This window comes from Nitrospirota bacterium, assembly GCA_035873375.1.
In the GTDB taxonomy this organism is placed as follows: domain Bacteria; phylum Nitrospirota; class Thermodesulfovibrionia; order Thermodesulfovibrionales; family JdFR-85; genus BMS3Bbin07.
This window is the reverse complement of record JAYWMQ010000016.1, coordinates 1-14,272: the sequence shown is the minus strand read 5'-3', so window position 1 is coordinate 14,272 and position 14,272 is coordinate 1. Positions and strand designations below refer to the sequence as shown.

Annotated in this window: 17 protein-coding genes; 7 read left to right on the top strand and 10 right to left on the bottom strand. The window is 46.5% G+C overall.

Translation table 11 applies throughout. The annotated features are described in order from the left end of the window. Positions 1–89 precede the first annotated feature (89 nt). The 3 genes from VST71_04070 (at position 90) to VST71_04060 (ending at position 1,337) form a co-directional block, all read left to right on the top strand. Positions 90–335 carry a peroxidase gene (locus tag VST71_04070; protein ID MEC4684894.1) on the top strand — a complete coding sequence of 82 codons (246 nt, stop codon included), beginning with the start codon at positions 90–92 and terminating at the stop codon, positions 333–335. Further along, positions 336–644, top strand: coding sequence for a peroxidase-related enzyme (locus tag VST71_04065; GenBank protein MEC4684893.1), 309 nt, complete (start codon positions 336–338; stop codon positions 642–644). Positions 645–839: 195 nt separating this feature from the next. Next, positions 840–1,337, top strand: coding sequence for a YajQ family cyclic di-GMP-binding protein (locus VST71_04060; GenBank protein MEC4684892.1), 498 nt, complete (start codon positions 840–842; stop codon positions 1,335–1,337). 140 nt (positions 1,338–1,477) lie between these two features. On the opposite strand, the gene VST71_04055 is transcribed toward VST71_04060, so the two are convergent. Continuing rightward, entirely contained in the window at positions 1,478–1,738 is a 261-nt protein-coding gene (locus tag VST71_04055) for an RNA-binding protein (GenBank protein MEC4684891.1), read from the bottom strand. A 408-nt stretch (positions 1,739–2,146) separates the two neighbouring features. Here VST71_04055 and VST71_04050 point away from each other — a divergent pair, with 408 nt between their 5' ends. Beyond that, positions 2,147–2,614, top strand: a complete 468-nt coding sequence (locus tag VST71_04050) for a hypothetical protein (GenBank protein ID MEC4684890.1) — start codon at positions 2,147–2,149, stop codon at positions 2,612–2,614. On the opposite strand, the gene VST71_04045 is transcribed toward VST71_04050, so the two are convergent. The 4 genes from VST71_04045 to cdaA are packed head-to-tail and all read right to left on the bottom strand — an operon-like array spanning position 2,589 to position 7,737. Beyond that, complete coding sequence (locus VST71_04045) at positions 2,589–4,919, bottom strand: DNA internalization-related competence protein ComEC/Rec2 (protein ID MEC4684889.1); 2,331 nt, start codon at positions 4,917–4,919, stop codon at positions 2,589–2,591. The genes VST71_04050 and VST71_04045 overlap by 26 nt on opposite strands. A gap of 54 nt (positions 4,920–4,973) precedes the next feature. Then, complete coding sequence (gene glmM / locus VST71_04040) at positions 4,974–6,323, bottom strand: phosphoglucosamine mutase (protein MEC4684888.1); 1,350 nt, start codon at positions 6,321–6,323, stop codon at positions 4,974–4,976. Continuing rightward, positions 6,320–6,970: a CdaR family protein gene (locus VST71_04035; protein MEC4684887.1), complete on the bottom strand. Its 651-nt coding sequence runs from the start codon at positions 6,968–6,970 to the stop codon at positions 6,320–6,322. Before VST71_04035 ends, glmM begins: the two co-directional genes overlap by 4 nt. Then, positions 6,967–7,737, bottom strand: coding sequence for a diadenylate cyclase CdaA (gene cdaA / locus VST71_04030; GenBank protein ID MEC4684886.1), 771 nt, complete (start codon positions 7,735–7,737; stop codon positions 6,967–6,969). Before cdaA ends, VST71_04035 begins: the two co-directional genes overlap by 4 nt. Positions 7,738–7,924: 187 nt before the next feature. Between cdaA and VST71_04025 the strand changes: the two genes are divergently transcribed. Then, a complete protein-coding gene (locus tag VST71_04025) occupies positions 7,925–9,403 on the top strand; it encodes a transglycosylase SLT domain-containing protein (protein ID MEC4684885.1) in 1,479 nt (492 codons plus the stop codon). Positions 9,404–9,427: 24 nt separating this feature from the next. Here VST71_04025 and VST71_04020 read toward each other — a convergent pair whose 3' ends face one another. Genes VST71_04020 through VST71_04005 form a run of 4 tightly spaced genes read right to left on the bottom strand, consistent with a single transcriptional unit; the run spans position 9,428 to position 12,462 of the window. Next, complete coding sequence (locus VST71_04020) at positions 9,428–10,186, bottom strand: tetratricopeptide repeat protein (protein MEC4684884.1); 759 nt, start codon at positions 10,184–10,186, stop codon at positions 9,428–9,430. Then, a complete protein-coding gene (locus VST71_04015; GenBank protein ID MEC4684883.1) occupies positions 10,186–10,848 on the bottom strand; it encodes a histidinol phosphate phosphatase domain-containing protein in 663 nt (220 codons plus the stop codon). The genes VST71_04020 and VST71_04015 overlap by 1 nt, the downstream gene beginning before the upstream one ends. A 42-nt stretch (positions 10,849–10,890) precedes the next feature. Next, positions 10,891–11,487, bottom strand: coding sequence for an orotate phosphoribosyltransferase (gene pyrE / locus VST71_04010; GenBank protein ID MEC4684882.1), 597 nt, complete (start codon positions 11,485–11,487; stop codon positions 10,891–10,893). Between the two features lie 24 nt (positions 11,488–11,511). Further along, positions 11,512–12,462, bottom strand: a complete 951-nt coding sequence (locus VST71_04005; GenBank protein MEC4684881.1) for an NAD-dependent epimerase/dehydratase family protein — start codon at positions 12,460–12,462, stop codon at positions 11,512–11,514. A gap of 300 nt (positions 12,463–12,762) precedes the next feature. Here VST71_04005 and VST71_04000 point away from each other — a divergent pair, with 300 nt between their 5' ends. Then, positions 12,763–12,990 carry a DUF2283 domain-containing protein gene (locus VST71_04000; GenBank protein ID MEC4684880.1) on the top strand — a complete coding sequence of 76 codons (228 nt, stop codon included), beginning with the start codon at positions 12,763–12,765 and terminating at the stop codon, positions 12,988–12,990. 56 nt (positions 12,991–13,046) lie between these two features. Further along, complete coding sequence (locus VST71_03995; protein MEC4684879.1) at positions 13,047–13,955, top strand: cation diffusion facilitator family transporter; 909 nt, start codon at positions 13,047–13,049, stop codon at positions 13,953–13,955. A gap of 88 nt (positions 13,956–14,043) precedes the next feature. Here the strand turns inward: VST71_03995 and VST71_03990 are convergent. After that, on the bottom strand, positions 14,044–14,272 hold a 229-nt coding region (locus VST71_03990; protein ID MEC4684878.1), incomplete at its 5' end, for an addiction module toxin RelE.

Below are 14,272 nucleotides of genomic sequence, written 5' to 3'. Positions count from 1 at the left end.
TATTGTTATATATCAAAAACCCCTAAATCGCTAAACGGAAATCTCCAGCTTTTGGCTGGAGAGATTCACTCTTTAAGGAGGAAAAAGCAATGAGCTGGATCCGTACGATAGCAGAAGAAGATGCTGATGGTTTATTGGCAGAGATCTACGAGGAGACTCGCGCAAAAGCAGGGCGCGTACTTAATCTGGTAAAAGTCCAGAGCCTCCGCCCGGAGACCATGGCAATCGGGAGGAAGCTTTACCGCCACATGATGGATAGCCCGGGAGGTCTAAGCAAACTGCAGCGGGTACTGATCGCTACAGTAGTGTCAAAGCTCAATGGCTGCTATTACTGAATGGAGAGCCATGAATCCGATCTCCGTGAAGAGATCAGAGACGATGCCGAGGTATCGAGAATTCAGGAGGATTACCGCCAGGCCAACCTTGATCCAGCCACCAGAAAACTGCTCGACTTTGCAGCCAAATTAACGCTGACCCCTAAAGAAATCAACAGAACAGATGTTGAAGTTTTACGTGCAACCGGATTTGCCGACGAAGACATCCTTGACGCAGCACAACTCATTGGTTATTTTAACTACACCAACCGTGTTATGGATAGCCTTGGAATAGATCCCGAACCCGGGATGAGATACAAACCGGAATAAAACCGGCATACCCCTGACCACTCCCACCTGTTTGCGTGCAATGTACAGGCACGCAAACAGGTGGGGATAAAACATACGCAATTCAGGTATTATAATTTAATAAATTGCGCAGTTCATACAGACATCATTCCCGGTTTGTCCGCGAAGGCTCAGAAAATAGAGGAATAAAGTAACCTTGAAAAGAAGGGGGTATAAATGGCAGAAGCACATTCTTTTGACATTGTATGCGTAGTGGATATGCAGGAAGTAGACAACGCCGTAAATCAGGCAATGAAAGAAATAAGTCAGAGGTTTGACTTTAAAGGGAGTAAAAGCAATATTGAGCTTAACAAGGATAAGGGCGTTATTACGGTTATTTCCGATGATGAGCAGAAGATTAAGAGCGTTATCGATATTCTGCAGTCAAAGCTTGTAAAGAGGGGGATTTCTCTCAAGGCCCTGAGCTATGGCAAAGTGGAGCCGGCAGCAGGGGATACAGTCAAACAGGTAATAACCCTTCAGCAGGGAATCCCTCAGGATAAGGCAAAGGAGATAGTAAAGTTCATAAAAAACACCAAGCTTAAGGTGACCTCGGAGATCCAGCAAGAACAGGTTCGGGTTAAAGGGAAAAAGATAGACGACCTTCAGGCCATTATGTCCAGGGTTAAGGAAAAGGACTTTGGAATACACCTGCAGTTTACAAACTACAGGTAGTAATACAGCCGGTCACGGGTTTACACTAATCCAGCGCAGACCTCCTCTCCTGTTTCCATAAAAATATAACCGGCGGACAGCAGGCACACGCTTTCTACCGTGTCCCTGCCGAATCAGACTGTCAGGTGTTAATAACTTTGTCAGCGTTGCGGGCGCTCTCCTCGAGGTTTTGCCTGATTAACCTTTATATTACGTCCCTTCAGTTCTCTTCCATCCAGGGCTTTAATTGCTTCATCTGCTTCTGAATCGTTAGGCATTTCTACAAATCCGAACCCCTTCGACTGCCCTGAAAACTTGTCCGTTATAATGTTAACAGTACTTACTTCTCCAAACTCTGAAAAAAGTGCTTTCAACTCATCCTCGGTTACATCGTAAGGCAGATTTCCGACATAAATATTCATGATATCCTTCCCTCAAAAAATGTGCGTTAAAAGAGATTACGCCATCAAACAACTATACGCACAAATTAATCGACAGCGTTCAGCCAACCATTGGCCAATCAATTAAAGACCTATCATTTATCATGATCGCATTTAATGACATCATTATATCCGATGGCACCTCAGTTGTCAAGCACCGAATTGCCTCATAAAAAATCGAAGCGAAACAGTATCATTGCCTCATAAAAGAAATCTTGATGAAAGAGATGAAAACATGACGAATATCCTCTTCTTTTATTGAAAATATACCGGATAGAGCGCATTTCGCAGTATCTTGAATCTTCAATATCAATATGCTATTGTAAGCTATTAAGGAACATGGCGTATTTTCTACAAAAGTCTGAAGACCCATATTAATTCAGGAAAATAATGAGCAGAAAAACTGTCATAATATTACTCTTGCTACTCACCATCCCGCTCGCCATATATCTCCTGCTGCCCTCTGATGCAAAAAGGATCAGGAAGCTTGTCGGGGAGGGCAGGGAGGCAGCAGTACAAAAGGACCTTTCAGGGGTGATGAGCCTGGTCTCTTATAATTACAGGGACAGGTATGGCTTTTCGTACCTTTATCTTAAAGAAACCCTGAAGCGGATATTTAAGGATTATGATTCCATCGAGATTGATTTGAAGCGGTTGCGTGTTGATGTTGACCCTGAAGACGGAAAGGCCACGGCAAAGTTCCTGCTCAAGGCGGTTGGAATTAAAAACAACGACAGGGAGTACATACTCGGCACCGAGGAGGTCTATGAATCGGTCTTTCTTACACTTAAAAAAGAGCGCATGAAGTGGAGGGTGGTCGAGACCTACCTGCCTACCAGAGAAGGATTAATCTTTTGAGATTATCTATCTCCTCCGGGTCTCCCGGCCCAGCTGTCCTCTTCAGTCTGTAATCCCTGAACCGCTTTACCACAAGCCCTTTTACGGGGTCTGTCTCCACCCTGATTGCACCGCCCAGATCTGTTCTGAAGAGATTAAAGCCCGAGAGCCTCTGCAGGGCTGCCCTGTGGGGATGGCCGTAGGGGTTTCCTGTTCCCACACTTATGATTGCTGCCGCAGGATTGACTGAATCAAGGAATGCCCTGGTGCTTGATGTCTTGCTGCCGTGGTGTGCAACCTTCAGCACATCGCTTGGAAGATATTTTTTAAGTTCAACAAGGGACTCTTCTGCATCTGCCTCGATATCTCCGGTAAAGAGTACCTTGAGGTCTCTGTCCTGAAACCTCAACACCAGCGAGTAATTATTATCATCAGCCTCGGAAATGGTGTAATAACCCCTCCGGGGATGAAGGGCGAGGAATCCGCTTTCCCCGGAGGTCAGAATATCTCCGGCCTCTATCTCTCTGTGGATGATATCCTGCCCTAACTGCGGGCTGTACCTGAGGAGCCCGTTATCCCATACCTCCTTTACCGGAACGGAGCTGAGCAGCTTCCACAGGCCACCTGAATGGTCTTTGTCTGCATGAGTTATGACCAGGGCATCCACTCCCTTGATGCCTTTGTACCTGAGAAAGTCCACGACTTCCCTTCCCGTGTAACCGGTGTCCACAATAATCGTTCTGCCGTCTGAGGACTCAATCACCGCAGCGTCACCTTGGGCAACATCAAGAAATGTTACCCTTGGAAGGGCTCTGTCATAAGAGATAAAGGTCAAAATAATGGTGGCTGCAAGGGCTGTTGTGCTTAAAATGAACCATCTCCACCTCTTCCTCAGGGCAAAATATATTGCAGGATAGATGAAGAAGAGGGTTATTGCCGGAAATGCCCCAACGGAGAGGGCTGTATTTCCAATCCCGGAGATATAGCTGACTGAAGAATTCACAATATCCACCATACCCTGAAGCATTCCCTTGAGGGGGAAAAATCCTGTTACAAGATAAATCATCCCTCCAAATACACCGGCAGGCAGGATCGAAAAACAGATAACAGGGGTGAATATCAGATTTGCGGGCATACTGAGAGTTGAAACGGTATGGAAATAGTAAAGAACGAGTGGGGAGGTACCAATCAATGCACCTGCAGTAACTAAAATTAATCTAAAAAGTTTCTGCAATGCCGGGTTAAACCTCTCCTGCCGAATATGTCCCTCAAAAGTCTCCAGGGTAATGCCTATAAAGAAGACGGCAAGGAAGGAGAGCTGAAAAGAGATGGTTTTCAGGGATTCCGGGTCTAAAAAAAGGATAACAGTCGCTGCAAGCAGAAGGCTGTTAAGCCACTGACCCTTTCTGCCGATCAGGAGGCCCAGCAGGAAAATGTTTATCATGAGGAATGACCTCATTGCAGGGATACGGCCGCCTGACAGGAGGAGATAGAGCAGTATAAGCGGGAACGTTAGAAGGGCGGCAATCTCGTCAAGACTCAGCCTGACGGTCAGCCATACAAGCCATCTGTACGGCAGCCACCTTGCCGAATATCTGATGAGAAAGAAGGTCAGAAGTGTAAATAGGGCAAAGTGTGTGCCCGAGATGCTCATGAGGTGGGCAAGTCCTGTCCCGGCATATGCGGCATAGAGCGTATTGTTGCTGCTTTCCCGGTGACCAATTACTATGGCTGACAGCAGGGAGGCCGCATCAGGGCTGAAGTTTGACCTGAAATAATTATATAACCTCCACCTCATCCGCTGCGGAAGCCATTGGATGGAGTCATCCCTGCTCAAGAGCAGGGTGCCGTCTGTCTTCAGAAACATGACGGGTTCCCGGTTCCGGCTTCCGGGATTTATGCGCGGCCCCTTGGTGCTCATGTAGGCAAACCCCTCAAGAAGTGAGCCCGGCATCAGGGGCCGGTCTGCTGACAGAAAGGTTTTTTGCCTTGCCTCCGGATACCTGAGCTGAATCTCCTGAATGTATCCGCGTTCTGTAGTAATCGGTAGTCCTGAGACAACACCTGAAAATGGCTGCAGTTCTCTTGTCTTTAATGAGAGAGTAATGCGGGACTCTTTTGTCTCAGCAGGTTCTTCCCTGAACTGCGCATAGCTGAAGGCAAGAAGCACGATAGCTGCATATACAATGACATGCCTGCCGCTGTTTTTATAAAGGACTGCCAGAAGGAGGGAAAACAGAAAGAGGGTTACGACAGGGAAAAACTGATAGAGATAAAAGGCACCGACCCCTGAAATAAACCATATATATGGCAGGGCCGGGGTCATTCCAGTAGGCGCTTACCTGATTCCATAGTTCTTAAATCCCTAATCCCTAATCCATTAATCCCGACTGCTTGCCGATAAAATTGTTTTGACAATCCCGGCAGCAACGGCCTGTATTGTCTCCCTGTCACTGCCCTCAACCATGACCCTTACCTTCTGCTCAGTGCCGGAGGGCCTCACAAGCACCCTGCCTTTTCCGTCGAGTATCTTTTCAGCCTCTTTTATCTTCCTTACAACCCCGGTATTTTTAATAATATCTTTTTTCTTCACCTTTACATTTTCGAGGATCTGGGGGTAGAGGAATATGTCGGAGACCATCTCGGAAAGAGGTGCTCCTGTTTTCTTCATGAGATAAAGCATCTGAAGTGCGGTAACAGGGCCGTCTCCTGTTGTGTTGTAGTCAAAAAATATTATATGCCCTGACTGCTCCCCTCCAAGGTTGTAGCCTCCCCTCTGTATCTCCTCAACCACAAACCTGTCTCCCACGTCTGTCCTTATGAGCTTTATCCCCTTTCTCTGAAGGTAATGTTCAATTCCAAGGTTGCTCATAACTGTTGCAACCACGGCATCATTCTTCAGTTTGCCCTCTTTTTTCAGTGCCACGCCCCAGATAGCCAGGACCTTGTCTCCGTCCACCTCCCTGCCTGTCTCATCGACAAAGAGGGTCCTGTCGGCATCACCATCATGAGCAACCCCGATATGTGCGGCATTGCGCAATACCTCTTCTTTAAGATGTGCAAGGTCAGTGGAGCCGCAACAGTGATTGATATTCGTGCCGTCGGGATTGTTGTTTATTGTAATAACATCTGCGCCCAGTTCGGTCAGCACCTCCGGGGTAATTTTGTACGCCGCCCCGTTGGCACAATCCACCACTACCCTCAGGCCCTCAAGATTCATGCCCTTCGGGATCGTGGATTTTATGAATTCTATGTACCTCCCGGTTGCATCCTCAAGCCTGTAGGTCTTTCCTATGGATGCTCCGGTAGGTCTTTTTGCAAGAAAGGAGTCATCCTTGACCAGGGCTTCTATCTCTTTTTCCACCTTGTCAGGGAGTTTGAACCCGTCAAACGAGAAAAACTTGATTCCGTTATCCTCAAAGGGATTATGTGATGCAGAGATAACGACTCCTGCATCAAGCCTCATCGTTCGTGTCAGGAAGGCTATGCCCGGAGTGGGTATGGGTCCTACAAGGATGACATTCATCCCCATGGAGCATATCCCGGATGTCAGGGCGCTCTCTATCATATAGCCTGATATACGGGTATCCTTGCCAATAAGGACCAGGTTCCTCCCCTCCTCTTTTCTCAATACCTTTGCTGCAGCCATGCCCACCTTCAGTACGAGTTCCGGAGTCATGGGGTTCCTGTTAACCCGTCCGCGGATACCATCAGTTCCAAAAAGTTTCATTTTTCTGTTCCTTCCTTGATAATGATGTGTACATCTACTTTTCCTGTCATTAATCTTGCAGCAGGTATGTCTGATACTATATTGACCTTGCTTATACTGCTTTCATCCAGTCCGGATATATCTATGGGCTCTGTCCTGACAAAGGAGATATTTTTCAGCACACTCTCTGGTCCTTCTACTTCCACCTCCTCAGGTTTTATGATTATCTGACTTATATATTTCCCCGGCGCCGGCTCTCCGGAAATGTCAGGCTTTACAGGGACTTTTTTCCTGACTGTCCTGTCAAGGATGATATTTACCTTTGAAGGGTTTACGTTGGAGATTGTAAGGGCCGGCGGCACCTTTATATTACGTTTTTTTATCCTGTATGCCCCTTTCCCGGGCTGTGCGTCTTTCAGGTCTACATAAACCCTCAGGTCTTCGGGCTTGATCGACCTGAGTACCACTTCACTGCCAAAGAGACTCACCCTGACCGTATCACGGTCCTTTTTTATTATCTCAAATCCCGGCGGGATGTTTATATATTCTATGGGTACTTCAAGGGTGATTTCGGAGACTCCCCTGCCGGATATCAGGAACCAGAGGATTACAGCCAGGCAGAGAGCGAGTATCTTGAGGCCGAGGTTTTTAAAGAGTAAATCCCTCATTTCTTTCCCTTCTTTCTTTCTGTGAACATCTCCGTAAGTATATCGCGCAGGTGTCCCATATCCATGTGAGTCTCCAGCTCTCCGTTAACCGCAAAAGAGATCATGCCTGTCTCCTCTGAAGTTGTTATGGCAACGGCATCAGTCTCTTCGGTTATACCGATTGCAGCCCGGTGTCTTGTGCCCAGGGCGCGGCTTATGTCCGTCCTGAAGGTTATGGGCAGAAAACATCCTGCTGCCACTATCCTGTCAATCCTTATAATGACTGCACCGTCATGCATGGGAGAGCTCGGATGAAAAATGCTGAGGAGAATCTCCTTTGAAACCTTTGCATCAAGCGGCGTCCCGATCTCTATAAAATCCTTGAGTGATATATCCCTTTCAATTACAATCAGGGCGCCTATCTTTCTGCTGGACAGCGCCACTGTAGCCCTGACTATCTCTTCCAGTGACTTCAGTTCCGAGGCCGAGGTAAGGGAAGGCAGAAAAGAGGTCTCTCCCATCTGGGCGAGGGCCTTTCTTATCTCCGGCTGAAAAAGGATTATCAGGGCAAGGACAACCTGTGCCCATAAGCTCTGTATAATCCAGTACATTGTATGAAGCTTGAGGTAACTGGAGAGAAAAAAGGCGCCCAGCAGAACACCAAGGCCGATGAGCATCTGGACAGCCCTTGTGCCGTTTATGATCAGAAGCACTCTGTACAGGACAAGAGCTACAACGATAATGTCCAGTATATCCTGCCATCTCAGATGTCTCAGGGCTTCTACCATATCCCTCCAGGGTAACAGTATTTCCTGTTGTTAATTTCAGGTCCGCATTGTCTGAAGCCGTGAGAAAACGGCAACCATATATGAAAGTTAAGGAAATAATAACATTTTAACATAAAACCGGTGTTTGACAAAAAAACGGGCTTCAATTAATATAGAAATCATGATTTTTAATAACCCGGCTGGTTCGATGACACTAAAAACCAGTAGAAGCCGCAACATTGCAATGCTACTTACTCTTCTTCTTCTGAGTCTGATACTCGACCAGAAAAGTAAGGCCTGGGGGTCTTCTGTTAATGAGACCCTGCTTTCAGGCACTGATCAGGATGTAATAGACGAGGTCATGGAGAATCTCCCCCCCTTCTTTGACCGGAGATTCAACCTGTTGTCAGGCTTTTTAATAGACGATAACCTGCTGTCGATAACTGCAACAGAGCTTACCCCCTATCTATGCAGGCAGTCCGGGCTTTCCCCTTCGGTGGATAAGGATACCCTTATTCAGGAGACAGCGGCCCCGCAGGTGCAGGAGTTTGTCCTCCTTGCCTCGTATAAAGATGATGATTCGGCAAGGGACAGGGTAGACAGGCATATATATCTGTATACAACCCAAAAAAGAAGGACCTTTGCAACCTGGCTTCAGCGGTCGGGCAGATACCTTGATACGATCAAGGCCATCCTTAAGGAGAACGAGCTGCCTGCAGACCTTGTTTATCTGCCCCTTATAGAGAGTGGTTACAGTACGGATGCACGCTCAAGTGCCCATGCAGTGGGCCCTTGGCAGTTCATGCAGTCAACCGGAGAGAGCTATGGACTTAAGACGGATTACTGGAGAGACGAAAGACAGGACCCGATAAAATCCACTGTTGCGGCAGCGCGTTATCTGAAAGACCTGTACAACCAGTTCGGCTCGTGGTCACTTGCCCTTGCTGCCTATAATGCAGGTGAGGGAAAGGTAAGGAGGGCTCTCCGCAAGAGCAGGTCTGACAATTACTGGAGCATCATCAGGACAAGATACCTGAAGCAGGAGACGAGGAACTATGTATCAAAGTTTATAGCAGCAGGGATAATCGCATCCGAGCCGGAGAAATACGGGTTTACCGATATTGATTATCATGAGCCGTTGAAGTTTGAGGAGGCTGAGATTAACAGCCCTGTATCACTGTCGTTTATAGCCAGGTGTACTGATTCGACGATAAAGACGATACGCGGGCTAAATCCCGAGTTGAAGAGATGGTGTACACCACCTGACCTCAAGACCTACAGGATTCGCGTACCTGAAGGAACGGGTGAGCGGTTTAACGAATGCTTCAATAATGCCACCCCTGAAGAGAGAATGCCGAAGATACCCTACATAATTAAAAAGGGGGATACTTTGTGGGACCTTGCAAAGAGTTTTCACTTTACCCGCAGGGAACTCTATGCCCTCAATAAGGGTATTAACCCCAAGAGGTTAATACCCGGCTCCATCATCTATCTCCCCCCAACTAACGGGGCCTATGTAACGGAGACCAAACCAAAGACACCCTATATCATAAAGAAAGGGGATACACTGTGGGAGATTGCAAAGAGATTGCGCATCACGCGTAAGGAACTCTTTGCCCTTAACAAAGATATCAACCCAGAAAGGCTGAGGCCGGGCTCGATTATTTATCTGCCCCTGAAAAGATAGATTTAAAAACCCAGGGTTAAGTTTTTAAGGTTTCTCTTCTTTAGTTGTTTTCTTGTTGTCCTTATTATCGTTATCCTTCATCTTTTTCTCTGCTTCCTTTTCTACCTCTGAAACGGCAAGATGATAATAAGGCGACTGGGGATAGTCCTTTGCAAGCTGTTCATATTTCTTGAGTGCCTCCTCTTTCCTGCCCATTTTCTCAAGTATGCTTGCTGAATCATGCAGGGCAACGTCTTTCAGGAACGGACTTGTCTTGAGATTATATAGGGTATCGAGTGTCTTGAGGGCCTCCTCTTTCCTGCCCTCTTTCATCTGGATTGCCGCAATCTTGTAGTATGCCAGAGGGAGGAGGTCTTTGTTGCCTGAATACTTTTTTGTAAATTGCTCCAGGGTCTTCAGTGCATCTTCATTCTGCGCGAGCGCAAACTGTGTGTTTGCAATGTAAAGGAGGGTAATGGGTGATTTTTTCTTGTCATATGCCTCCTGGAATTTTTCCAGGGCTTTTTTCAGGACAGCCTCATCCGCTTTCTTGCCATCCTCCTGATAGAGGTTATGGTAAAGCTTATACCCCTCATACTGAAGGGTTGCTGCCTGTTCGGTAAGCTTTTTGTTATAAAAGAGCAGACCTGTCACTATTGTGATGAACAGGACCGTCAAAGCCGCACCGAGATATACGGTCTTTTTGTTCTCAAGATAGTAATCCAGCGCTTTTTCATAGAGAGATATGACCTCTCTCTCTCCAACACTTCTTTTCTGTACACGTTTCTTTATTGGCTTAGGCATTAATCTCCTCCCTGTAAAAAGACTGATTTAACTATTTCTTCAGATGTGGCTAATACCCTGTTCAGGACAGTTGTATCGAGTCCGGCCGAGAGTATAACTTTTTCTGCAAACCCGCGGTCTATAAGGTCCCCCGGAGAATGTGCATCGGTATTTATAACGAGCCTGGCACTGTACTGCTGTGCAAGTCGTGCAACATGTCCGTTTGACAGGCAATGTCCTTTTCTTGCACTCAACTCAAGGACTACACCCTGTGCAGCGGCGTACTTTACGTCTTCCTCATCTATCAGACCCGGATGGCTCAGGATATCGGCTCCTCCGGCAATGGCTGCCCAGTTGGTCCCCTCCTGAACAGGCTCCACCAGGGTCTCACCATGAACAACAACAATCCGTGCCCCAAGTTTCCTTGCCTCTCTGATGCCTTTTGCTATGAGTTCAGGTGGAAGGTGGGTGAGCTCTGCCCCCGGAATAACCTTTACGGGCTGTATTGCATTAAGCTCATCGGCAATCCGTACAAGCCTTGGAATAATAAAATCCATATTTGATGAATCCATATGGTCAGTGATCGCTATGGCCCTGTAACCCTTCATCCGTGCCCTTCTTACAAGTTCAGTCGGAATCAGCTCGCCATCACTGAATAGGCTATGTGTGTGGAGATCGATCATTAAAAAATCAGTTTTTGCATGTCAGGTGTTCTGTATTGCGTGTTACCCATTACCTATCGCCTGTTCCTTTATAGCCGCTGCATCTTCTTTAATATCCTCTACAGTTACTATTGAATAAAAAGGATACCCCTTTGCCTCTATATTCTCCCGGCCTCTCTGTTCACACCTGTCAAGGAGGGCCATAACGGCAATTATTTTAAATTTATACTCTTCGGCTATCTCTATGGCCTTTATAGTTGAAGCCCCGCTTGTTACAACATCATCGACTATAATTACTTTATCTCCCGGACCGACATTGCCCTCTATCTGAAGACCCATGCCATGTTCCTTAGGCTCTTTTCTTATTACAAATGCCTCGATCGGGTCCCTGGCATCATAGGAGTAGCGTGCTACGGCTATTGCAATAGGGTCGGCACCCAGAGTAAGTCCTCCGATTGCCTTTGGTGAAAGGTTGAGCTCCTTTATCTTCTCATAAAAAAGTTTGCCAATCAGGAATTGTCCTTCGGGTGTATAGGTAATCTTTTTGAGATTAAAGTAATAGTTGCTCATAAGACCCGAGGACAGACGAAACACAGGACTATCGCTATATTTAAAGGCATATTCACGTATAAGTTTAATTAACCGCTCTTTGTCTCCCATCGCACCTCCAATCGTTTTAACTTTTTAACTTAACTCATTAAGAATAGTTTCTTCAAGCCCTCGCTTGAGGTCATACTCCGGCTGCCATCCCAGTATTGCCTTTGCCCTCTCAATATTCAGGGCACTCCTCCTGAGGTCTCCGGACCTTGCAGCACCCTTTTGAGGGGTGTCAAATACGGCATCCTTTGCGTATCCGTGTCTCCTCATTATCTCCAGTATCGTCCTGTAAAGTTCACCAGTGGTGGTCTCCTTTGAAGTGCCTATGTTCACGGCGTCACCGGAGCCTTTTTTTAAGGCAAGTATATTGGCCCTGACAATATCCCCGACATAACAGTAGTCCCTTGTCATGCCATCGGGTTCATCAGGATAATGGTAAATCACGGGAAGCTCTCCGTTTCTGAGTTTGTTCATGAATATGGAAACCACTCCTGCCTCGGCATGGGGTACCTGCCTTGGTCCGTAGACGTTTGCATAACGGAGAACCGTGTAATCAAGGTTGTGTTGATGTTTGTAAAACCCGAGATAGTTCTCAGAGGTCAGCTTTGTTATGGCATAAGGAGAGAGCGGCAGTGGCTGGTCTGTCTCGGAGATTGGAATGCTCTCCTTCTCACCGTAAATTGCACCCCCGGAAGAAATGAAAATAAATTTCCTTGCCTGGTATCTGACGGAATTCTGAAGCAGGTTTATCAGGCCCATTATATTTACATCAGCATCAAACGCAGGGTCTTCCACAGAAGCAGGAACCGACATTTGCGCAGCATGATGATTTACGATATCAGGTCTTTCGATCTCAAAGACCTTGCTTATCTCTGCAGACCGTACATCGAGGAGATAAAACCGTGCTTGTGGGTTGAGATTCTCCATGCGTCCAGTATATAAATTATCAACAACAACCACTTCATGGCCTTCACGGATATAGCCATCCACCACATTGGAGCCGATAAATCCTGCCCCCCCAGTAACAAGTATCTTCATGGCACCTCCATATACCTGATTATCAGAGATAAAACCCCGGATGTCAGAAGCTGAAATATCGGGATAAAACTAATAAATAATAACATAACAGTATCCCTTTTCTGTTCCTTCCTTATATGTTTTAGTAAGTTTGGTAAAAGGCATGGTAAAATAGAATATTGATATGCCAGGAACTATCAGGAAAATAAAGCAATTCAAAGGAAAGGTGTATGAGCACAGCAAAACAGGAAGTCCAGTCATTACTGTTACTGTTAAGAAGCTCCGGATGATTGTACAATAGAGGATATTAAGGAGGGAGTGATGAAAGTATTTTATGACAATGAGGTAGATGCACTTTATATAAAATTAAGTAATAAGAAGCCTGATGGTGTAGTAGAGATATCTGAAGGAGTAAATTTAGACACCACCGTAGATGACAAGATTGTCGGGATAGAAATTCTTGATGCTTCTAAAAAGATGGATTCGAAAACCATTTTGACTTATACATTGGAAATAGACAAGAAAAGGTTATTAAAGAAGATTGCCTAACACTTATAAGTTTCTTATCTGTGGACGGCTAATCCACCGCAGAAATTGCCTCCAGGATGAACATGGAAGAACATTCAACCCAGCCAAAACAACATCATCATGACGTAGAGATGCTGGGCGACCGGCGGCTGATTGTCGCCATTGCTGTCAATATGCTGTTGACACTGGCGCAGGTGATCGGCGGCATCATTTCCGGCAGTCTTGCCTTGATAGCCGATGCCCTGCACAATTTCAGTGATGCCGCCTCATTGCTGATCGCATGGGTGGCACGCAGGATCGGCAGACAACCCCCTGACCACTTCAAAACTTTTGGCTATAAACGGGCTGAGGTAATTGCCGCGCTGATCAATCTTGTCACATTGGTGCTGGTGGGGCTCTATCTGATCTATGAGGCGATATGGCGCGTATTTGAACCACAGGCCATTGAAGGCGGCATGGTTATCATTGTCGCAGGTGTTGCCTTGGTGATAGATATAGCCACAGCAATACTGACCTATACCATGTCAAAACACAGCATGAATATCCGGGCTGCCTTTCTGCACAATGTCTCGGATGCCCTGGCCTCGGTGGGGGTCATCGTTGCCGGAACGTTGATTCTGCTCTATAACTGGTACTGGAGCGATACGCTGCTGACCCTGCTCATCGCCGGTTATGTGCTCTATCAGGCTGCAACTCTCTTACCCAAAACCATTCATATCCTCATGGAAGGTACTCCGGAAGGTATCTCGAGTGAGGAAGTGGCCAAGGCTATGGAGTCTGTCGAAGGGGTTTCAAATGTTCATCATCTCCACATCTGGCAACTCGATGAACAAAGAAATGCCCTGGAGGCCCACGTGGTCATTGCCGATTTTATTGACACCGAACAGATCAAAATGGCGTTGAAAGCAGAGCTTGAGAAGCGGTTTTCCATCAGTCACTCTACACTGGAATTCGAGATCGATCATTGCAGCAAGGTTTCTTGTTGATGTCCGGTTGCGCTTGTGAAAATGAGTCCTGTCCCGGCAATCAACCCGTCTTTCACTTAACCCTGCGATTTTTGATACAGTCTTAGTGTTAAAGTTCAATGCGTATCACCTCAACCTCTTTCTGGCTGTAACCATGTCTTTCTACTGCTTCCTGCACTTTCTCTTTCCGCTTTTTCCTGTCACCTTTTATTTCTTCATCAAATAATACCTCAAGCCCCGGTCTGCTTGCATATCTCTGGCCCCTGGGTATTTCTTTTATATCCCGATACCCTTTTACATAGTCTATCAGTCCCTCCACAAAATCCTCTTTCCCCAGT